Origin of the sequence: Agrobacterium sp. NPDC090283 (assembly GCF_044769685.1) — a bacterium.
GTDB lineage: Bacteria > Pseudomonadota > Alphaproteobacteria > Rhizobiales > Rhizobiaceae > Agrobacterium.
In genome coordinates this window covers 21,137-41,020 of record NZ_JBIVYG010000001.1, presented here as the reverse complement: position 1 = coordinate 41,020, position 19,884 = coordinate 21,137, and the positions used below count along the sequence as shown (strand labels likewise).

Here is a 19,884-nt window from a genome sequence, read left to right as displayed (position 1 = left end):
TGCGAATGAATTCTCGGCAGGCGTCCCGATACGAGGAGAATAGATACAATTTGAATTAAATTGCGTCGCTTTTTGCAATCGGCTGTTCGCCGGTCACGTGTAGCTTCTTCACAAGCCCGAAAAACGGGACAAAGGCCGATGACCCGAAACCGGGCGGGGCTTTAGAAAACAAAGATCATCTGGCAGGGTGTCTGACAATGTGGTTTCTGATCAAGGGAACATTCTGGTTTTCGCTGGTGCTCGTGGCGCTGTCCTATTTCGGCAGCAGCAACGATCCGGCCAAGGAACCTTCGGCCTTCGATATTCCCAGCGCCGTTTCGGCCGCCGGCGAAGCCTATCGTTATGTCAGCGCCATCTGCATCGAAAAGCCCGACGTCTGCGTCAAGGGCGCCGAAACCTTCCATGCGCTCGGCGAACGGGCCAAGGAAGGCGCGAAGGTCGCCTATGAGCTGCTGGACAAGCAGCTTGCTTCCGGTGACAAGCCCGCCCCCGCCGCCGAACTCGCTGCCGAGACCGAAAAACTGGCCGAAGCCCCGGTCGTCAGCGTCGAATTTCCGAAGGATGCCGACATGCTGAAGACCGGCACCGTCATCCCCCTGCCGCAGAAGCGCCCTGCGCCCTGATCCTGCTGCCCCCGATCTTGCCGGCCACCGCGCCGAGACTTTTTTGCAGCCGAAGATATCCGGCTGCCGACTGCCTGCCTGACTTGCCCACGGAAACCCGTTTTCCGTGGGCTTTTTCGTGGCCCATGGTTCAAAACGGCCCGCACTTCGCCTATATCCTAACAAAGACCTGCAATAACGGATGATACGGCGCGCAAATGGCCTCTCTCGAAACGATCCTTGACGACTTCGCCTTCCTCGACGACTGGGAGGATCGCTATCGTTATGTCATCGAACTCGGCAAGGCGCTTCCCGATCTGCCGGAAAACAAGCGCACGCCCGAGAACAAGGTGCATGGCTGCGCAAGCCAGGTCTGGCTCGTCAGCCATAGCGACGGCGCCGATGATCCTCGCCTGACCTTCGAGGGCGATTCGGATGCGCATATCGTGCGCGGCCTCGTCGCCATCGTGCTCGCCGTCTATTCCGGCAAGAGAGCCTCCGAAATCGCCGGTCTCGACGCCATCGAAGTGTTCGACAAAATCGGACTGGTGGAGCATCTGTCGTCGCAGCGCGCCAACGGCCTGCGCTCGATGATCAAGCGCATACGCGAGGAAGCCCGGCTGCTGGCCGCCTGACCTTCATTTCATCATTGACGGGCGATAATCTGCATCGCCCCAATGGTGTTCTTTCCTGCCGGCACGGGCCGCAGTCGGCGCATAATGGCGGGCAAGCGCCAGCAGTGCGGCGCGCAGCAGCAGTTTTGCCGAACGCACCGGCCATTGCCTTTCCCGTTCCACCGTCTCCAGCCCCTTTTCGAAGCAGCAGATATCGATGGCGACGCCCGACAGTTCAGGCCCCATCGCATCGGCCGCGCGGGAAAACCGTGTTCTTGCCGCCATTGCCGCCTCGGTGAGATCGAGTGCGCCTCCCGCCCCGCCTTTCGTGCGGTTCGCTATTCTCGGCTCCCATGTCGCCGTTACCTTCGGGTTGAGGTGGCCGCGATGAAAATCGGCGGCGAGCCGCTCGCCCGCCTGCAGAGCATCCGCCGGGAAAAACGCCGCGCCGTCCCGCTCCTTCAGCCGTGCAAGGCTGGTCAGGGGGGACGTATTGAGGTTGCGTCGCGCCGGCTGCTTCGCATCGCCGACATCCACAACAACCGTCTGCATATGCCGGTGCTGTTCCTGAAAAACCTCGTCGCGGTCTTTCGCCATTGCGCGTTTCAGATAGGCGGCAAGCGGCGGCGCGGCGAACAGGCTGTTTTCCCGCAGCTCGACCAGTCCGGAAGACACGGCAAGCCTTACCGCGACGGCAGGAAACCGGAGGGCGGGATACCCTGCCCGCGCCCGATGCAGGACAATATCGCTGCCGTCATGCGAAATCTCGACCGCACCCGCGGCGATGCAACGCAACAGCCGCAGGAGGTGAGGATTTGGGGAAACAGCCGGGACGGGTTTCATCTCACTCATCCCTCGCCCCTTTCATGACGTTGAAAATACTGCCGGTAAGCCGCTCGAGTGCGGCGACGAACTCATCGAATGCCGGTTCATCTCGCCGGTCCTCGACCACCTGGCAGGCATGGCCCACCGTCGTCCTGTCCCTGCCGAAGCAGGGGCCGATATCCGACATGGGAATGCCGAGCTGCACATGGCAAACATACATGGCAATCTGGCGGATATGGCATTCCATGCGCCGGCTGTCGCGGCGCACCAGCGTTCGGTCCCCCGTCAATTGCACCATCTCGCCGGTGAGCTGCCGTACCAGACGGCAAAGTCGGGAAATCTCATCCCGCCCGGCCGCAGACGGCCAATGACGAAAAGAACGATCACCGACCTGCACGCAAGGCCGCGCGGCGGCAGACAGAAACACAGTATCCGACGGCATATGCAACTCCTCTACGAATAGGAATTAATTCATACACCTGAGAGCCGATATGGGGAAGCCCGAATTTGAATGGGACAATTATGGGATTGATACGGCTTTATATTTGCAAAATTGATATGCGCGATTAAGGATTTTTTTCCTCGATAAAGATTCCGCGCGGCAATAAAAAAGCCGGTCGACGGACCGGCTGGGCATAGATTTGAATGGAACAGGCACTTCCCGCATCGCCAAAGGCGGGACCGAGCGGCTTCCGCTTGCGCCTTCTCCCCGCCGGGGAGAAGGTCGCAGCAGCGGGTTAAGGGGGCGAGGGTAGCAATATGCGGAAAGCTAGCCCCCTCATCCGACCCTGCGGGCCGCCTTCTCCCCGGCGGGGAGAAGAAACAGGCCCCGCCGGACCGTCTTTAAAATCAGCGGCTGGCCTTGCGGCGCTGACCGAGACCCATTTCCTTGGCGAGCCGCGAACGGGCTTCGGCATAGGCGGGCGCAACCATCGGATAGTCGACCGGCAGGTCCCATTTTTCGCGATATTCTTCCGGCGTCATGCTGTGATGCGTCGTGAGATGTCGCTTGAGCGACTTGAACGAGCCGCCGCATTCCAAACAGACGATGTGATCGTCCTGAACCGACTTGCGGACAGAGACGGCAGGCTTCTGCTTTTCGACATTGACCGCCACCGATGCCGGTGCCGATGTTCCGCTGAGCGCCGTGTGAACATCCGAAATAAGGCCGGGAAGGTCTGTTACCGGAACGACGTGGTTGCTAACATAGGCAGCCACAATATCCGCAGTCAGTTCGACCAGCAGATCCTGGGCGTTACCGTATGCAGTTTCCGTCATTTAAGTATCTCCTGTTTATTGATCCCCTCACGCGGACGAACGCCGCATCGAGCGATGTGAAGTTACCCGGTGCCCCACCTTCGCCTTGTTGAAACCAACGTGAAACCTACCCCTAGATTTCGAGCGAAAACCGGAAACGAATTGGTCCGAGATTCAACTTATGGCCCGCGACATGGGCAGCAATGGTCCGATGGGCCATAGATTAGACATTAATAAAATGCCTATGCCGACTATGAAGAGGCTAGATGCAAATCGCGATTAGCAACTTTACACTTAATTTGGATAACAGCAAAACAGCAAAAGTCAAATTCCTATTGTGAATTTTTCAGTTCAAAACAGTCTAATCGGAATACAAAAAATTACGGGTAATAAAATACTATGCCAAGTAGTAATTGAAAATGAATACCCCCAATTATTGGGGGGATTTTCAACTTCAAATTTTCTTGAGGTCATCAACTACCGATTTATCGGCCAGCGGATAACCTGCCTTGTGTGCCGCCATGGCAAGAAGATGTGCCGAGACCGGCGCGGTGAGGACAAAGAAGAAGAAACCGGCCAGCGCCCGCGCCAGCGTCGATATTTCCATGGAATGGATGCCGACCGCCAGAAGCAGCAGGCCGGACCCCACCGTTCCCGCCTTGGAGGCCGCATGCATGCGGGTATAGACATCCGGCAGCCGATTAAGCCCGATTGCCGCGATCAGCGAGAAAAGGGCGCCTGAGACCAACAGTGCCGCAACGAGAATAGCCACGATCCAAGCCATCATCCCCTGCCCTTTCCCTTTCTGTTGGCGACACCTGTTTTCGTTTTTTTTTCAACGGCTTCTGATGCCCTTTCGCCATCGAGAACCGCCACCGGCCTGCGTCGGCCGTCCGCGCCGCGCGACAGCACGAAACGGGCGAAGGCCACCGTTGCCAGAAAACCGACCAGCCCGAGCGCGATGGCGATATCGATATAAAGATTGAAGCCGGTGCGGATGGCGATGACCGCGATGAAACCGATGGCGATGCCGACCAGCATGTCGAGCGCAACGATGCGGTCCGGCAAGGTGGGGCCGACGACGACGCGATATACTGTCAGCAAAAAGGCGGCCGACAGAACAACCGATGCAAGTATAGTTGCAAATGAAACTATTTGTTCCGGCGTCATATCTGAAACGCCTCCATGATTTTTCTTTCAAAGCCGTTGCGGATGTCGTTTTTCGTGGCCTCGATATCGCTGCAATCGATCGCGTGCACGTAGAGCATTGTCCTGTCTGCGGAAACATCGACCGAGAGCGTGCCCGGGGTGAGCGTGATGAGATTGGCGAGCAGCGTGATCTGGAAATCCGTCGTCACCGTCAGCGGATAGGCGAAAATGCCGGGCTGCACATCGAGCTTCGGCCGCGTCACCAGCACGGCGACCTTCCAGGCGGAGAGCGCCAGCTCCTTGAAGAACAGCAGCACCAGCGACAGCACACGGGCAAGCCTGAGCCAGTGGTTACGCCCGCCCGGAAGCTGGTGGCGGATGATGCCGAGCGCGAGCGTCGAAACGACAAGGGCGAAAATGATGTTCGCGAGCGTGACGCTGCCGGTCACGGCGAGCCATACGGCAACGAAAAGCAACTGTACGAGATAGAGGCTCATGGTTTGCCCCCTTCGGAAAAGACCGACTGGATATAGGCCTGCGGGTCACCGAGGCCTGCGGCCGCCTGCTGGCTGAGATTGAGCAGGCTTTCCGGAAACAGGCCGAAGAATACCACCAGCAATGTCAGCCCCACCAGCGGCGCGAAAGACGGCGCTGCCGAGGGCGACGCCTGCGGCAGGGAGGGCTGACCGGGGGATGCCGCAACGGGACGCCAGAAACACAAAAGGAAAATCCGCCCGAAAGCGATGGTGGCGATGAAGCCGGAGGCGAGGATGGCGCCGGCGAGCCACCAGGCGCCGATATCGATCGCCGACTTGACCAGAACCGCCTTCGGCCAGAAGCCGGAAAAGGGCGGCAGGCCGGAACCGGCGAAAAACAGCGCCAGCGCCAGCGCCGAAAACCACGGAGCCTGCCGGTAAAGGCCTCTGAGTGAGGTGAGGCTGAAACCGCCGCCGAGGCGGGCCGCATGGCCGGCGGCGAGATAAAGCGCCGTCATCAGCACCATGGAATGCAGCGCGTAGAAAATGGCGCCTGTGACACCGGAGGGCGTGCCGATGGCGATGCCGGCCATCATGTAACCGATGCCCGATATGACGATGTAGCCGAGCATGCGGCGGATATCGTTCTGGGCGAGCGCGCCCATGGCCCCGAGCACCATGGTCAGCGCCGCCGAAATGGCGATGACGATACTGAGTTCTTCCCGCTCGACCGGAAACAGCATGACCATGACGCGCAGCAGCGAATAGATGCCGACTTTGGTGAGCAGGCCGCCGAACAGGGCGGAAACGACGATACGTGGGGTATGATAGGAAGCGGGCAGCCAGAAATTGACCGGGAAGGCCGCCGCCTTCATGGCGAAGGCGAGTGCGAAGAGGCTTGCCAGAGTCATCAGCGGCGCCGTGTCGCGCAGCCCGGTCGCCTTCTGCGCGATATCGGCCATGTTGAGCGTGCCGAAGATGGCATAGAGGTAACCCACCGTGATCAGGAACAGCGTCGTGCCGATGAGGTTCAGAATGGCGTATTTCAGCGCGCCATCGATCTGCTCGCGCGTCGAGCCGAGTACGATCAGGCCGAAGGACGAGATCAGCAGCACCTCGAACCAGACATAGAGGTTGAAGATGTCGCCGGTCAGGAAAGCGCCGGTGACACCGGCCATCAAGAGCATCAGGAAGGGATAAAAACCGTATCGCCTGCCGCTGGCGTCGATATCCGCGCCGGCATGGATGGCGCCCGCAAGCGCCACGATGGCGGCGGCGAGCGACAGCAGTGCGCCCGTGAGATCGGCGGTAAAGGCAATGCCGAAGGGCGGCAGCCAGCGGCCCATGACCATGGTGAACGGGCCATGAGTGGCGACCTTCCACAAAAGCGCGGCATCGAGCAGCACCAGCAGGAAGAGCGCCGCGATGGCAACGGCCGCGTGGTGGCGGATGGCGTGACGCATCATCATCAGCACCGCGCCTGCGCCAATGCAGAGCGCGATGGGGAGAATGATCAGCCAGTCGGCGAGCGGCACGGGCGTCGTGACGAGCGCTGCGGAAAGATCGGTGACTGCGGAGGTGGTGGAGGATGCCATGGTGTCTCAGCCTCGCCGCTCAATAACCGAGCGGCGGCAAGGGCTCGCCTGCGGGTTCTGCGGTGCGCATTTCATCCGTGTCGTCGGTCTGCAGTTCCTGAAACGCACGCCAGGTCAGCACCAGAAGGAAACAGAAGAAGGAAAAGGAAATGACGATCGCCGTGAGGATGAGCGCCTGCGGCAGCGGATTGGCGGCGCCGGCGGGCAGCGTATCCATGCCGGGCGGAATGATCGGCGGCACTTCGCGCGTCAGCCTGCCTGCCGTGAACAGCAAGAGGTTCACCGCATTTCCGAGAATGGCGATGCCGAGCAGCATGCGGATGCTGTGGCGCGACAGCATGAGATAGATCGCCACCGAAAAGAAGATGCCGACGAGAATGGAGAAGACCGCTTCCATCAGTCGCTTTCCCTTTCTTCCAGCGCCAGCGCAATGGAGGTGATGGCGCCGACCACGACGAGATAGACACCGATATCGAAGGACATGACGGTGGAGAGCGGTATTTCGACACCGAACAGGCTCGGATAGACCCAGAGCCCGGTCATGAAGGGTACGCCGGCGGCGATGGAAACGAGACCGGAAAGCATGGAGAGCAGCAGCCCTGCCCCGGCAATCGAAAGGGGATGAAACAGGATGGCGCGCCTGACTGCGCTGACGCCATAAGCGATGCCATAGATCGCCAGCGCCGAGACCGCGATCAGGCCGCCGATGAAGCCGCCGCCCGGCTCGTTATGGCCGCGCAGCAGCACGAAGATGGAAAACAGCACCATGAGGCTGGTGACGACAGGGGCGACGGTGCGCAGAATGAGCGTATTCATGCCCGCGCTCCTTTCTTCTTCGCGGTTTTGGCCAGTCCCTTGACGGCGCCCCCCTTGACGGCGGCCGGGCGGATGCGGATCAGCGCGAGAATGGCAAGACCCGTTATCATCACGACAGCGATTTCACCAAGCGTGTCCGTGCCGCGGAAGTCGACGATGATGACGTTGACCACATTGGCGCCGTGGGCGATGACCTTGGAATAGGTGTTGTAGAAATCCGTCAGGCGGTTGTCGAAGCTCGCCTGCGTCGCGCGCATCAGGAACAAGGCGAAGCCGGTTCCACAGGCGATGGCGATGGTGCTGTCCAGCAGCTTCTGGCCAAGGCCGCGATGGTCTGACGGCGACAGGCGAAGCCGCGTCATCACCAGCGTCAGAATGACCACCGACAGCGTTTCGACCATGAATTGCGTGAAGGACAGATCGGGCGCGCCGAAGAGCAGGAAGATGACCGCCACGGCAAAACCCTGAATGCCGAGCGCGATGATGGCGGTGAGCCGGCTCGACGCCGTCAGCACTGCGATGAGCCCCGCCACGGCAATGGCGATGAAGGTCAGCTCGTGGATCGGCATATCGCGCGGCCAGGACGGCATGGACGGCAATTCGCCATAAAGGAACAGCGGCGCCAGCAGCACGGCGGCGATGACGGCGAAGGTGGCGGTGACGTAAAATTCCAGCCTGCCCGGCTGGATGAGCCGGGTGATGTGGAACGAGACTTTCACCAGCATGTCGATGAAGACGTCAAAGCCCCTGTCCGGCCCTGCCCCAAGCGCCTTGAAGGTGCGGTCGATCAGTCCACGGACGGCGGAAAGCTGCGTGTAGAGGACAATGCCGAGCGCGATGGTGAGCAGCGACAGGCCGAGCGGCACGCCAATATGGGGAATGAGCGAGATTTCCACCCGGCGCGCCTCGCCGGCAATGGCGCTCGCCATCGGGGTGGAGATGTAGGCATGCGCGATGCCGGAGAAGAGCGCAATCGTCAGCCCCTTCAGCGCCAGAAGCGCCGGGCCGAGCCAGAGCAGCAGCGGGCCTTCATGCGCGTGTTTCGGGGTCTTTACCGGCTTGCCGAGGAAGGGTTTCAGCGCCACTGCGAAGGCGACGGCGAACATCAGCCCGTTGCCGAGGATGGCGATGCCGGTGAACAGCACGGCACGCGGATTGCCATGCGCCAGCGCGTAATAAATCTCTTCCTTGGCGAGAAAACCGAAGAAAGGGGGCAGGCCGGCCATGGAAATCGCAGCCGCCAGCGCCGCCGCGAAGGTGACCGGCATGGCTTTTCGCAGGCCGCCGAGCTTCGTCACGTCGCGGGTGCCGGTCTCATGGTCGATGATGCCGGCGACCATGAACAGCGCGCCCTTGAACAGCGAATGCGCCACCAGATAAAGCACCGCCGCCTCGATGGCATGGTCGGAGCCGAAACCCGTCAGCATGACCAGCAGGCCGAGCGACGACACCGTGGTATAGGCGAGCATCAGCTTGAGATCGGTCTGGCGCACGGCCAGCAGCGCGCCGGTGAGCATGGTCAGCCCGCCGAAGAAGGGCAGCAGGATCTGCCAGGCGGCGGTATCGCCAAGCACAGGATTGAGCCGCATCAACAGATAGACGCCGGCCTTCACCATGGTTGCCGAATGCAGATAGGCGGATACCGGCGTTGGCGCTTCCATGGCGTTGGGCAGCCAGAAATGGAAGGGAAACTGCGCCGATTTGGTGAAGGCGCCGCCGAGAACCAGAAGCAGCGCGGCCAGATAAAACGGGCTGTCGCGCAGGACATCGCCGCCGCGCACCAGCAGCGACAATTGCGTCATGCCGCTGATGTCCCAGATGAAGATCAGCCCGGCGAGCAGCAGCAGACCGCCGCCGCCCGTCACCACCAGCGCCTGCAACGCGGCGCGGCGCGAGGCGGCGCGCTCATGGTCGAATCCGATCAGCAGGAAGGAGGTGATGGAGGTGAGTTCCCAGAAAACGAACAGCATCAGCAGGCTGTCGGAAACCACGACACCCAGCATCGCCCCCATGAACAAAAGCAGGAAGGACAGGAACCGCCCCTGCTGCGGGTGGCCTTTCATATAACCGCCCGCATAAAGCACGATCAGCAGGCCGATGCCGGTGATCAAGAGCGCAAAGGTCAGCGACAGGCCGTCGATGAACCAGGAGAAGCTGAGATTGAAACTCGGCACCCAGGCATAACCGCCGGTCACCACGCCGCCCGCCGCAATCTGCGGCAGCATCAGCGCAAAATGCGCAAAGGCGAGCGCAGGCGCAATCGCCAGGACCCACGCCGCATTGTGACCGAACCTTTTAACCAGGACGGGTGCGGCAAGCGCTGCCAGAAACGGCAGAAACAGCGACAGGAATGTCAGCGGCGTGACATCGGATGTCATTCACATCTCCCGGGATGTCCCCCACCCCTGCGCGCCAATGAATGGCGTTCTTTTAAAATCGATTTTTCAGTTAGAGCGCATTTCCGAACGGAAAACCGGGCTCCACTTTTCCTGGAAATGCTCTAAGGCATAGACAAAGCCATCTCAACCCAAATCGGTACTCCCGGCCCATAACGAACGCGTTATGAGGCGTCGCCCCTTTCAATCGGCGACGGCGATGACTATTTGAGGCGGGAACAGAAAGGATCATTCCATGAGCGATCTGACATCCCCAAAAATCAAAAAGAGCGATGCCGAATGGCGTGAGCAGCTGACGCCGGAACAATATCGCATCCTGCGTGAACACGGCACCGAGCGCGCCTTCACCGGCCCCTATTGGGATACATTCCAGAAAGGCCTCTATCGCTGCGCGGCCTGCGACGAGCCGCTGTTCCTCTCGGATACGAAATTCGATGCCGGCTGCGGATGGCCGAGCTATTTCGAGCCGGTAAAGCCGGGCGCCGTGACGGAACATCGCGACGCCAGCTACGGCATGGTGCGCACGGAAATCCGCTGCGCCAATTGCGGCGGCCATCTCGGCCACGTCTTCCCGGACGGCCCGAAGCCCACTGGCCTGCGTTATTGCATCAACGGCCATTCGATGGTGTTCGAGCCGGTTTGATGAAAGATGCGGTGAAACGCCGGCTGCGCCTGCCGGCCTTCATCGCTGAAAAGGCCGTCTCGACAGCCGGACCGGAGAGTGAGATCATCACGGTCTCACTCCTTTCGGATCATCGCCATGACGCTCGAAACCATCCTCATTTTCATTCCCGCCTGCTTTGCCTTGAACATGGCCTTCGGGCCGAACAATCTTCTGTCGATGACGGTGGGCGCGCGCTACGGCATGGCGACGGCGGTGATGGCGGCAAGCGGCAGGCTGGTCGCTTTCGCGGGTATGATCGCGATTGCGGCACTCGGACTCGGCGCACTTTTGATGGCGTCCGAGATGATGTTCTCACTGATCAAATGGATCGGTGTTGTTTATCTGCTGTGGATCGGCTTCAAGCTCATCCGCTCGAAGGCTGAGGTTGCCGCCCCCGATGTATCCTCGGCCAACGGCAATGTTCTCAAAACCTATCTGCGGCAGGAATTTTTCGTCGCCTCCGGCAATCCCAAGGCTATTTTGATCTTCACGGCCTTTTTCCCGCAATTCATCCAGCAGGACGCCTATTGGCAGAGTTTCGCCACGCTCGGCGTGATTTTCCTTCTGCTCGAGGTGGTGGCGATTGCCGTTTATGCCTTCGTCGGCTCACGACTGTCCGGTCTCATGCGCAATGCGCGAGCCTTGAAGCGCGTCAACCGGATCAGCGGCTCCATGATGATGGCCTTCGGCATCATGCTTGCCTTCGCCCGGCGTCCCGTCTGAAGGAAATCGGGCCCGCCTGCTAACCTAATTTCAGCTCCATGCAGGTCAGGTCCAGCCAGCGGCCGAACTTGGTGCCGACTTCCGAAAACCGGCCGACGACCCTGAAACCGAGGCTTTCATGCAGGCGGATGGAGGCGGTGTTTTCCGCCTCGATGGCGGCGATCAGCACATGCACGTCGTTGCCGGAAGCATGATCGATCAGCGCCTGCATCAGCTTTTTGCCGATGCCGTGGCCCCGCGCATCCTTATGCACATAGACCGAATGTTCGCGGGTGTGGCGATAACCGTCGAAAGCGCGCCAGTCGCCATAGGAAGCGTAGCCCGCGACCTTGCCGTCCAGGATTGCGACGATGACCGGAAAATCGCGTGACTTGCGGGCGGCGAACCACTCCTTGCGGTTTTCCAGATCGACCAGCACGTCGTTCCAGATCGCCGTCGTGTTCACCACCGCATCATTGTAAATCTCCATGATGCCGGAGAGATCGTCCACGGTCGCGTCACGCAGTTGCACGCTCATTGTCGTTCACCCTTTTTCCTGCCTGCGGCGGCGGTATTTTCGGCCGCCCTCAGCAGGAGGATTAGGCGATGATGCGAATGGCTGTCCAGTACCCATGCGCCATTAGGACGCATTCTTCACGATGCCAGCGGCACGAGGCTGAAGGAGGTGACCACGGCAAAATAATGAACGGCGGCCGCGGCGACCACGAAACCGTGCCATATGGCATTCTGGAAGCGCAGCTTTTCCCAGACATGGAAGATGACGCCGAGCGAATAGATGACGCCGCCGGCGACGATCAGCCAGAGCGTGACGGGTGCTAAGTGCGACGACAGCGGCCCGACCACCATGACGCCGCTCCAGCCCATGGCGAGATAAAGGCCGATGGCGACCCGGTCGTAACGGCCGGGAAACAGACATTTGAGAAGGATGCCGCACAGCGCCGCAAGCCAGATCAGCCCCAGCATGACGGCGATCAGCGGATCGTGGATGCCGCGCATCAGGAAGGGCGTATAGGTGGCGGCGATGAGGATGAAGATCGCCGAATGATCCAGCCGGCGCAGGAACCATTTCACCCTGGAGTGCGGCCAGATATTATAGGTGAAGGACACGGAGAGACAGGCGACGAGACCGAGACCGTAAATCCACGCGGCGGCGATCGCGCTGAGCGTACCCCAGACCATCGCATAGAAAATCAGCGCCGTGGCGCCGATAAGCGCAAACACGATGCCAACGCCATGGACGATGCCATCGGCGACAATCTCGTGAAAATCATACTGGCGCCCGAACCGCCACATCTCGCTCATGGTTCATTCCCGTCTGCGTGCTTTCAACAAAGCATGGAGACAATATTAGACAGGAACAAGACAGCAGCCGGTTAACGGCAATCAAATTGCGTTCGAGGCTGTTGCGAAAGGAGAGGTCTCGTTTCGCTTGACCCATCCAGCGCCGGTGTGGCGAGCGATCGCCGCTTGTTTCTTCTCCCCGCCGGGGAGAAGTCCGCGGCAGCGGGATGAGGGGGCGAGGGTCGAGATATCCGGAGAGCTTGCCCCCTCATCCGGCCCTTCGGGCCACCTTCTCCCCGGCGGGGAGAAGAAAGATGCGGCGACAGCCTCGCTTCTCTTCAACCGTGCTCACAAAGCCGCAGCGCATTCCTGGCAAAACGGCGTATAGGGCACCGCCTTCAGCCGATCCTCCGAAATCTTCTTGCCGCATTTGACGCAGGTGCCGAAAGTGCCGCTCGCGACGCGGTCGAGGGCGGCGTCGATGGCGCGCAACTCGTCCTGGCCCACCTGCCCCAGCTCGTCCAGCACCTCGTCATTGCTGCGTTCGGTGGCGCGATCCTCGTCATCGGGATTGCGAGGTTCCTCGAAATCGGCCTCGATTTTGTGCAGGCGGCGATAAAGCTCGCGCTGGCGGTCGCGCAGGGTTTTCTCGTAACTTTCGATATTCATGGGTCTTTTCCTCCAGCCGGTACGGGCGGAAAACCCGCCCGCAACCCTAAAATCTCAGGCTTTTACCGATCCACCAGCACCGAGCATTTGGCGTGGCGCACCACGCGATCGGCAGTGGCGCCGATGAAATAATTGCTGAAGTCAGGCGTGTGCGACGCGATGATGATGAGGTCGGCCTTGTGCTCTTCGGCGGCGGCGATGATTTCACGCGCGGGCGCGCCGCTTCTGATTTCCTGACCGCCCTTGAAACCCGCTTTGGTCTTCAGGTCGGAAAGCTTGGCCTTGGCGTCCTTGATGGCGTTTTCGATCAGGTCGACAGGCAGGTCGATCGCCATATAGCCCGGCAGTTCCTCGACAACGTTGATGAGAACGATCTCGCCATCGGGATCCAGCAGCGCCTTGGCCTTTTCGAGTATCTTTTCCCCCTTGTCGGTGGCGCTGAGGTCTACCGGTACGATGATCTTCTTGTACATGGCTGTCTCCTTTGGCTTGATCCGCCGTTTAGCGTGTCGGGCTAGGCTCATATTTCCCCGTCGGCACGGTCTTTACCTTGATCGAAGTCAAAGCCGGAGCCGGGCCGGAACAGGGCATTGTCAACGAATAGTGGACAGTCAATCGCCAGACGACGATCTTTGCTGAACGACGAAACCAGCCCATATTCGCCTTCGACAAACGCCGCAAAGCGGCGTCGGCCGATATCATCGGCGACCGATCCGCCCCGGGGCGCCTCGGATTCAATATGGAGATCATGATGAGTGAAATCAAACAATTCGCCCTGACGCGGCCGGCCTATGTCGGCCAGGCGCATCTCGTCGTTCACGATCTGCCGCGCCTTTCGGATTTCTACCAGAAGATCATCGGTCTTTCCGTTCTTGAAAAGAGCCCGAGCGGTGAAGTGCTGGGGGTTGGCGGCCAGCCGCTTCTGACGCTTTCCACGTCCAGCACGGCGGAACGTGCGCCGCGCAACGCGGCAGGTCTGTTCCACACCGCCTTCCTGATGCCGAGCCGCGATGACCTGGCCCATTGGCTGGCGCATGCCGCCCATAACAATGTCCAGTTTCAGGGCGCATCCGACCATCTGGTGAGCGAGGCGATCTATCTCGCCGACCCGGAAGGCAACGGCATCGAGGTCTATCGCGACCGTTCACCTGACGAATGGACCTACCAGCCCGATGGCACGGTTGACATGGCCACCCTTAGCCTCAACCTTCAGGCGCTTTACGACAGCGCGCCGAAGACGGCCTTTACCGGTGCGGCGGAAGGGACGGCCATCGGCCATATCCACCTGCAGGTCGGCAATATTCCGCAGGCGGATGAGTTTTATCAGGATGTGCTCGGGCTGAAGATCATGGCGCGTTATCCGGGTGCGAGCTTCTTCGGCTCCGGGGCCTATCACCACCACGTCGCCGCCAATATCTGGAACAGCCGGGGCGCTGCCGCCCGCAAGGACAATATGACCGGCCTTTCCGGCTATTCGCTGACATTCAACGAGGCTGCGGCGCTCGACAAGGCGGTTGCCGCACTCGACCGTCTGGAAATCGCCACCGAACGGCAGGCTGACGGCATTGTCCTCAAAGATCCATGGGGCATCGGGCTAAAGCTTTCCGCATAAACGCAAAAAGGGGCGGCAGAAATTTCTGCCGCCCCGGAACCGCCACATTTCTCGAACGTTTGTCACCTGATTGGGGGACCGTTCGATGAATGAAAATGCCAGACCGGACAAGACCGGCAGTTTGGCCGCCACCGCCGGGGCCACGACCGGAAGCGTTCCGGCAAAAAGGGCGGACCCGCTGGAGGCCCCGCCATCCACATCGCGCCGCGACGATGCGCGCAGCCAGCAACCGCTTGGCCGCGAAGCTCTCGATGTGGTGGTCGCCTGGTCGGTGATCGGCATCTTCCTCATCATGCTGATGGCGGTCATCCACGAATTGTCGCTCATTCTCATTCCGGTGGTGATGGCCATCGTGGTCGGCATGATCCTCGGCATCGCCGCCGAAAAACTCGGCTCCTATGGCATTCCCGGTTTTGGCGTCGCGCTCATTCTGTCGAGTCTCGTGGCGGCGGTGATGTTCTTCGTCATCAATTCGCTCACCGAACCGCTCTCGCTCCTTGCTTCGGAAGGCCCGGCGCTGGTGGAGCGCAGCATCGACCGTTTCCTGCCCTATCTGCAAAGTCTACGATGGCTGAATATTTCGGCGGCGAGTTTCAGCATGGGGTCGATGTCGATGGAATCGCTGATTTCCCGCAGCGGCGAAATCATCTCCGTGCTCGGCTCCAACATCACCCCCGCCGTCATTCAGGGCCTGATCTTTCTCGCAGCCCTGCTGATGTTTCTCTATAGCCGCTTAAGACTGCGCAAGGCGATCATCATGGCCTTTCCGGCCCGCCACCAGCGGCTTCGCACCATCCGCATCATCGGCTCGGTGGAAGAGGTGCTCGGCACCTATTTCGCCACGGCGGCGCTGATCTATGCCGGGCTTGGCGTGACGATGGTGGTCATCGCCTATTTCGGCGGGCTCGCCATGCCGCTGCTTTGGGGGCTGTTCGCCTTCCTCTCCAGCTTCGTGCCGTTTCTCGGCATCACCGCCATGACGATTTCGCTGACGGTGGCCGGTATCATCACCCATGACAATATCATTCTGGCGCTTCTGCCGGCGGCGATCTTCTTCACCATTCACCTGCTGATGGAAAACCTCGCCTTTCCGGCTGTCGTGGGCCGCAACATGGAGATCAACCCCTTCCTCGTCTTCGTGATGATCATCTTCTGGACGTGGATGTGGGGCGCTGCGGGCGCCATGCTGGCGCTGCCGCTTTCGCTGATCGCGATGACGGTGACGCGGGAGCTGTTTCCCTCGCGCCGGGTGGTGCCCAATCTACCGGATTGAACGCCGGCTTTCCGGCCGAAACCGCTCCAGATGTGAGCTTTCAGGGGATTGTCCGTTGACGGTGGGCGGAGGGCGCGTGGGGTTTACCCCCCTCTGCCCTGCCGGGCATCTCCCCCTCAAGGGGGGAGATCGACGCGCGGATAGGTCCCGCCCATCTCAACCTTTGCGAATGAAGCGGCGGTAGCGCCGCTTGCTGATCTCCCCCCTTGAGGGGGAGATGCCCGGCAGGGCAGAGGGGGGTAAAGCTCCGCGCACCCCGCCCCACTACCAATGAACAACCTCCTGAAAACCAACAGCCAGGCCGCTCAGGAAGCCAGCGGCATTCCCTGCGCCTGCGCCTTCCCCTGCTCGCTCGCCATGCGGCGCTCGTGCTCGATCAGCCATTTCTTCCGCCACAGGCCTCCACCATAGCCGGTGAGGCTGCCATCCGCACCCAGCACACGGTGGCACGGCACGACGATGGCGATCTGGTTGGCACCATTGGCGCGGGCCACCGCACGCACGGCCGACGATCTTTCCATGGTGGTTGCGAGCGCGGAATAGCTGACGACCTCGCCCGTCGGGATTTCCCGCAGGCTGCGCCAGACATCGCGCTCGAAGGGCGTGCCGTGACCGGCAAGCCGGGTTTCGAAGGCGGCCGAATGCCCGGCGAAATAGGCCTTGAGTTCCGCTTCGATCTGGCCGGTCACCGCCGTCCGGCCGAGCACCATATCCGCGCCGGTGCACGTCTTCAGCCGTTTCAGTTCGGCGGCAAGCGCCGGCCGGTCGGCGAATTCGAGGAGGTGCAGGGCATGATCGTCGGCGACGGCGAGCATCGGGCCGATCGGCGTATCGATCCAGTCACCCTTCAAAAACCCCTTGCCTTTCATCGCGGCAGGCGAGGCGCCGAAGAACTGGTTGATGGCGGCGCGGAAGCCGCTGCCGGATTCGTAGCCGGCATCGATCTGCGCGCCGATCACCGCTTCGCCGGAAGCGATGCTTTCCGCAGCGCCGCCTACCCGCCGCAATCTGGCGATTTCCAGAAAGCTCATGCCGAAACGGCGCTTGAACGTGCGGCGCACGGTGGATGGATCATGGCCGAGCGCCACGACATCCTCCTCGCGCCAGCGGCGGGCGGGGTCGTTTTCCAGCGCCGTCAGCAGCGAGGTGACGGTTTCATCCGCGGTGCCGTAGGACAACATCGGCTTGCAGCGCTTGCAGGGGCGGAAACCCGCCTCCAGGCATTCGGCGATGGTCTCGCGGAACCGGCAGTTCTCGATCTTCGGTTTGCGCGCCGTGCAGGTGAAGCGGCAAAAAATCTTGGTGGAGGTCACACAGACATAGGCCACGCCTTCATAGGCGGGGTCCTTGTTCACAAGGGCGGAATAGAGCGTTTCGGTGTCGGGGCGTTTGAACAGCATCATGGGGGGATGCTAGCGCAATTTCGAGCGGCATGCCGCCGAAAAACGGGCATGGATGTGGGGGATTTGTCGGCTCGTTTCGTCCGCGCCGTTTGGCCAAGCCGGTGCGGCATATTTCTTCTCCCCGCCGGGGAGAAGGTGGCGCGCAGCGCCGGATGAAGGGGCGACGGTGGAGAGATGCGGGGAGCTTGCCCCCTCATCTGCCCCTTCGGGGCATCTTCTCCCCGGCGGGGAGAAGAAACGGGCGGCAACCTTCCCCTTTAATTCCCCGGCGGCGCGAAGGAAGGGTCGTCCAGCCGCGCGAAAATTACGCCGCGCGCCTTCAGCGCCATAAGGCCCTTCACCACGCCCTCGCCCGCCTCATGGGTGGGCTGGTTGATGTGGGAGATGATGACATCGCCATCCTTCGCCGCCGCGATGTGTTTTGCCGTCGCGGCCGCACCCAGCAGCGAGCCGCCATCGCCATTGACGGAATAACCCGCCACCCGCATGCCGAGCCGGTTGATGGTAGCCATGGATGACTTGGTGTATTTAGCTGTCGCACCACGGAACCATTGCGGCTGGAGGCCGGTGGCGGCGACGATCGCCTGACGGCCGCCTTCCACCTCCTGCTCGACCGCCGCTTCGGATCCGGCAGCGGCGATGCCATAGATGGAAACCGGCTTGTCCACCGCCGGCACATGGTTTTCGCCGTGGTTTTCGATTTCGAACAGATCCGGATGGGCCATCAGCACGGCGAGTGCCTCGCCATTGTGCTTCAGCCAGCGGGCGGTGACGAAGATTGTCGCGGGGATGCGTTCACGCACCAGCGTATCGAGAATGCGGTGGTCGGTCTTGCCCATGCAGGCATCGAGCGTCATCGCCACCCGCACCTTGCCGTCATGCTGCGGCGTCATTTTCAGCGACGGCTCGACAAGGCCCGTTCCCGCAAAGGCGGCGGATGAGGCGGAGAAAAACAGGGCGGCAATGAACAGGCGACGCAGCATTTTTGGTTTTCCGAAGTGTAAGGACGTGGCAATCCGCCTGCAAAGCGCCCGAATTAAGGCGCGGTTTCCAGCGCGGAGAGCGCCTCCAGCGCCTCTTCTACCCGCTGGCGTTCCGCACTGGTGAGCGGCAGAATCGGCCGGGGCGGTTCGCTGACGGTGAGCGACAGGATATTGGCGGCGGCATAAACGACCCGGATGCTGCCGAATTCCTTAAACAGCGTCCAGAGCGGCTGGAAGGCCGCATCGAGCCTTTTTACCTCCTCCCCAATGCCGGCCTGAGCCGCCCGCATCAGCCGCAGGGCTGGAACCGGCAGCAGGCCGGCAACCACGCTGTACCAGGTGTCGCCGCCGGCAAGCGTGGCGTCGGCGCAGCCCCAGTCGCCACTGTAACCGATGGCGAAATCATCCGACAGCTTGGGGCGCAGCCGTGCAAGCTCACCCGCATAATCGGAATCGGCCGGCAGCGGCATCTTGATGGCGCGGATATTGGGGATATAGGCGAGCCGCACCAGAAGCTCGTCGCTGAAGGCAAAGCGGGTGGTCGTCGGGTTGTTGTAGATGGCAAGCGGCAGCGCCGTTGCGCCCGCCACGGCGGCGAAATGGTGATAGGCCTCTTCCTGGGTCAGCGGCGTGTAAGAGACGGGCGCGAGCAACAGCGCATCGGCGCCGGCCGCTTCCGCATCCTTCGCCAGCGCCACGGCCTCATCGGTGCGCAACGCGCCGACGCCAGCCATCAGGATGCGCCTGCCCTTGAGGATCGCGGCGGCTGCCTCGACGGCGCGACGCCGCTCTTCGCGCGTGAGATACATGTAGATGCCGGTGCTGCCGAGAATGCCGATGGAATCGACCGCCGCCGCATCCAGCCGCTCGATCAGGGCGGAAAAAGCCTCAACATCCACCCGCCCGGTCTCATCGGCCGGCGTGATCGGAAAAGCAGAAAGTCCCTTGAATCGTGTCGCCATGTTTATGTCCCTCACTTCGATCGGAAGTCAGGGTTACAGAGCCGTTGACGACGCGGCAACAAAGCGGCGGCTAAACGCCGGCCTGAAATCGAAAAATTCCGTGCTCAGTCATAAAGATACAACTTCTTCCACTGCTCTTCGGGAATCCTGTCGCCGACGCGGTAATCAAAGGACTGGATGCTGAGACTGTCGCTCTTCAGCTGGCACTTGTATTTGAGCTTGTACCATTCGCCCGAACTTCTGAAGACCGCGCCCGGCGCCTTGATGGAGTTCTTGCCCACCTCGGGATCGCCAAAAGTATAGGCGATGACCTTGTCCGGCCGCATGCCCTTCTGCTCGGTCGCTATCCTTTCCATCGCCTCGATGTCGCAGCGCTGTTCCAGCCGCTCCTCGGGGGCAAGCGCGTTCAACTGCCGCATGACGCTGGCATCGATCGCGAAAGCGGGTGTGACGGTCTGCAAGCCAAGGAAAAAGGCAGAAAGGGCAGCGGGAAGAAGCTTTCGCATGGGATCCTGTCAGTTTTTTCGTTTGTTCTTGTGGTGGGCGGCGGGCCGAACGGCCTGCATCCATCATCGCTGATTTGC

25 protein-coding genes are annotated in these 19,884 nt (G+C 61.0%); 6 read left to right on the top strand and 19 right to left on the bottom strand.

Annotated elements, in window-relative coordinates:
• Nucleotides 1-197: 197 nt before the first annotated feature.
• Entirely contained in the window at nt 198-623 is a 426-nt protein-coding gene (locus ACIQUH_RS00255; protein WP_003522299.1) for a DUF5330 domain-containing protein, read from the top strand.
• 197 nt (nt 624-820) lie between these two features.
• Entirely contained in the window at nt 821-1,237 is a 417-nt protein-coding gene (locus ACIQUH_RS00250; RefSeq protein WP_400811634.1) for a SufE family protein, read from the top strand.
• Nucleotides 1,238-1,240: 3 nt separating this feature from the next.
• Here ACIQUH_RS00250 and ACIQUH_RS00245 read toward each other — a convergent pair whose 3' ends face one another.
• From ACIQUH_RS00245 to ACIQUH_RS00200, 10 genes are all read right to left on the bottom strand, one after another.
• Complete coding sequence (locus ACIQUH_RS00245) at nt 1,241-2,068, bottom strand: DUF6456 domain-containing protein (protein WP_400811631.1); 828 nt, start codon at nt 2,066-2,068, stop codon at nt 1,241-1,243.
• Entirely contained in the window at nt 2,061-2,483 is a 423-nt protein-coding gene (locus tag ACIQUH_RS00240; protein WP_400811628.1) for a helix-turn-helix domain-containing protein, read from the bottom strand. The genes ACIQUH_RS00245 and ACIQUH_RS00240 overlap by 8 nt, the downstream gene beginning before the upstream one ends.
• Nucleotides 2,484-2,890: 407 nt before the next feature.
• The gene (gene ros, locus ACIQUH_RS00235) at nt 2,891-3,319 is read right to left on the bottom strand and encodes a MucR family transcriptional regulator Ros (RefSeq protein WP_003497181.1); all 429 of its coding nucleotides are present in this window, start codon (nt 3,317-3,319) and stop codon (nt 2,891-2,893) included.
• Nucleotides 3,320-3,752: 433 nt separating this feature from the next.
• On the bottom strand, nt 3,753-4,085 hold the full coding sequence (gene mnhG, locus ACIQUH_RS00230) for a monovalent cation/H(+) antiporter subunit G (RefSeq protein ID WP_400811624.1): 333 nt from the start codon (nt 4,083-4,085) through the stop codon (nt 3,753-3,755).
• Nucleotides 4,082-4,468, bottom strand: coding sequence for a cation:proton antiporter (locus ACIQUH_RS00225; protein ID WP_400811621.1), 387 nt, complete (start codon nt 4,466-4,468; stop codon nt 4,082-4,084). Before ACIQUH_RS00225 ends, mnhG begins: the two co-directional genes overlap by 4 nt.
• On the bottom strand, nt 4,465-4,944 hold the full coding sequence (locus ACIQUH_RS00220) for a Na+/H+ antiporter subunit E (protein ID WP_400811620.1): 480 nt from the start codon (nt 4,942-4,944) through the stop codon (nt 4,465-4,467). The genes ACIQUH_RS00225 and ACIQUH_RS00220 overlap by 4 nt, the downstream gene beginning before the upstream one ends.
• Complete coding sequence (locus ACIQUH_RS00215) at nt 4,941-6,518, bottom strand: Na+/H+ antiporter subunit D (protein WP_400811618.1); 1,578 nt, start codon at nt 6,516-6,518, stop codon at nt 4,941-4,943. The genes ACIQUH_RS00220 and ACIQUH_RS00215 overlap by 4 nt, the downstream gene beginning before the upstream one ends.
• Before the next feature lie 19 nt (nt 6,519-6,537).
• The gene (locus ACIQUH_RS00210) at nt 6,538-6,915 is read right to left on the bottom strand and encodes a Na+/H+ antiporter subunit C (protein ID WP_003509263.1); all 378 of its coding nucleotides are present in this window, start codon (nt 6,913-6,915) and stop codon (nt 6,538-6,540) included.
• The gene (locus ACIQUH_RS00205; protein WP_400811614.1) at nt 6,915-7,334 is read right to left on the bottom strand and encodes a Na(+)/H(+) antiporter subunit B; all 420 of its coding nucleotides are present in this window, start codon (nt 7,332-7,334) and stop codon (nt 6,915-6,917) included. The genes ACIQUH_RS00210 and ACIQUH_RS00205 overlap by 1 nt, the downstream gene beginning before the upstream one ends.
• Entirely contained in the window at nt 7,331-9,712 is a 2,382-nt protein-coding gene (locus ACIQUH_RS00200; RefSeq protein WP_400811611.1) for a putative monovalent cation/H+ antiporter subunit A, read from the bottom strand. The genes ACIQUH_RS00205 and ACIQUH_RS00200 overlap by 4 nt, the downstream gene beginning before the upstream one ends.
• A 253-nt stretch (nt 9,713-9,965) precedes the next feature.
• Here ACIQUH_RS00200 and msrB point away from each other — a divergent pair, with 253 nt between their 5' ends.
• Nucleotides 9,966-10,373 carry a peptide-methionine (R)-S-oxide reductase MsrB gene (gene msrB, locus ACIQUH_RS00195; RefSeq protein WP_003522288.1) on the top strand — a complete coding sequence of 136 codons (408 nt, stop codon included), beginning with the start codon at nt 9,966-9,968 and terminating at the stop codon, nt 10,371-10,373.
• Between the two features lie 117 nt (nt 10,374-10,490).
• Entirely contained in the window at nt 10,491-11,117 is a 627-nt protein-coding gene (locus ACIQUH_RS00190) for a LysE family translocator (RefSeq protein WP_400811608.1), read from the top strand.
• Nucleotides 11,118-11,136: 19 nt separating this feature from the next.
• Here the strand turns inward: ACIQUH_RS00190 and ACIQUH_RS00185 are convergent, their stop codons facing one another.
• From ACIQUH_RS00185 to ACIQUH_RS00165, 5 genes are all read right to left on the bottom strand, one after another.
• Nucleotides 11,137-11,634 carry a GNAT family N-acetyltransferase gene (locus ACIQUH_RS00185; RefSeq protein ID WP_400811606.1) on the bottom strand — a complete coding sequence of 166 codons (498 nt, stop codon included), beginning with the start codon at nt 11,632-11,634 and terminating at the stop codon, nt 11,137-11,139.
• Nucleotides 11,635-11,750: 116 nt separating this feature from the next.
• Nucleotides 11,751-12,419, bottom strand: a complete 669-nt coding sequence (locus ACIQUH_RS00180; protein ID WP_400811603.1) for a hemolysin III family protein — start codon at nt 12,417-12,419, stop codon at nt 11,751-11,753.
• Nucleotides 12,420-12,746: 327 nt separating this feature from the next.
• Nucleotides 12,747-13,067 carry a TraR/DksA family transcriptional regulator gene (locus ACIQUH_RS00175; RefSeq protein ID WP_400811600.1) on the bottom strand — a complete coding sequence of 107 codons (321 nt, stop codon included), beginning with the start codon at nt 13,065-13,067 and terminating at the stop codon, nt 12,747-12,749.
• A gap of 62 nt (nt 13,068-13,129) precedes the next feature.
• Nucleotides 13,130-13,540, bottom strand: coding sequence for a universal stress protein (locus ACIQUH_RS00170; RefSeq protein WP_400811598.1), 411 nt, complete (start codon nt 13,538-13,540; stop codon nt 13,130-13,132).
• Nucleotides 13,541-13,587: 47 nt separating this feature from the next.
• Nucleotides 13,588-13,836: a hypothetical protein gene (locus ACIQUH_RS00165; protein WP_400811595.1), complete on the bottom strand. Its 249-nt coding sequence runs from the start codon at nt 13,834-13,836 to the stop codon at nt 13,588-13,590.
• Between ACIQUH_RS00165 and ACIQUH_RS00160 the strand changes: the two genes are divergently transcribed.
• Together ACIQUH_RS00160 and ACIQUH_RS00155 are read left to right on the top strand one after the other, a co-directional pair.
• Complete coding sequence (locus ACIQUH_RS00160; RefSeq protein WP_400811592.1) at nt 13,819-14,679, top strand: VOC family protein; 861 nt, start codon at nt 13,819-13,821, stop codon at nt 14,677-14,679. The genes ACIQUH_RS00165 and ACIQUH_RS00160 overlap by 18 nt on opposite strands.
• A gap of 85 nt (nt 14,680-14,764) precedes the next feature.
• Nucleotides 14,765-15,952 carry an AI-2E family transporter gene (locus tag ACIQUH_RS00155; RefSeq protein ID WP_400811589.1) on the top strand — a complete coding sequence of 396 codons (1,188 nt, stop codon included), beginning with the start codon at nt 14,765-14,767 and terminating at the stop codon, nt 15,950-15,952.
• Between the two features lie 305 nt (nt 15,953-16,257).
• Here the strand turns inward: ACIQUH_RS00155 and ACIQUH_RS00150 are convergent, their stop codons facing one another.
• The 4 genes from ACIQUH_RS00150 to ACIQUH_RS00135 all read right to left on the bottom strand — a co-directional run bounded on the left by ACIQUH_RS00150 (nt 16,258) and on the right by ACIQUH_RS00135 (nt 19,806).
• Nucleotides 16,258-17,355, bottom strand: coding sequence for a bifunctional transcriptional activator/DNA repair enzyme AdaA (locus tag ACIQUH_RS00150; protein WP_400811586.1), 1,098 nt, complete (start codon nt 17,353-17,355; stop codon nt 16,258-16,260).
• Between the two features lie 257 nt (nt 17,356-17,612).
• A complete protein-coding gene (locus ACIQUH_RS00145) occupies nt 17,613-18,338 on the bottom strand; it encodes a polysaccharide deacetylase family protein (protein ID WP_400811583.1) in 726 nt (241 codons plus the stop codon).
• Between the two features lie 53 nt (nt 18,339-18,391).
• Complete coding sequence (locus ACIQUH_RS00140; RefSeq protein WP_400811581.1) at nt 18,392-19,300, bottom strand: dihydrodipicolinate synthase family protein; 909 nt, start codon at nt 19,298-19,300, stop codon at nt 18,392-18,394.
• Between the two features lie 104 nt (nt 19,301-19,404).
• The gene (locus ACIQUH_RS00135; protein ID WP_400811578.1) at nt 19,405-19,806 is read right to left on the bottom strand and encodes a DUF930 domain-containing protein; all 402 of its coding nucleotides are present in this window, start codon (nt 19,804-19,806) and stop codon (nt 19,405-19,407) included.
• Between the last annotated feature and the right edge of the window lie 78 nt (nt 19,807-19,884).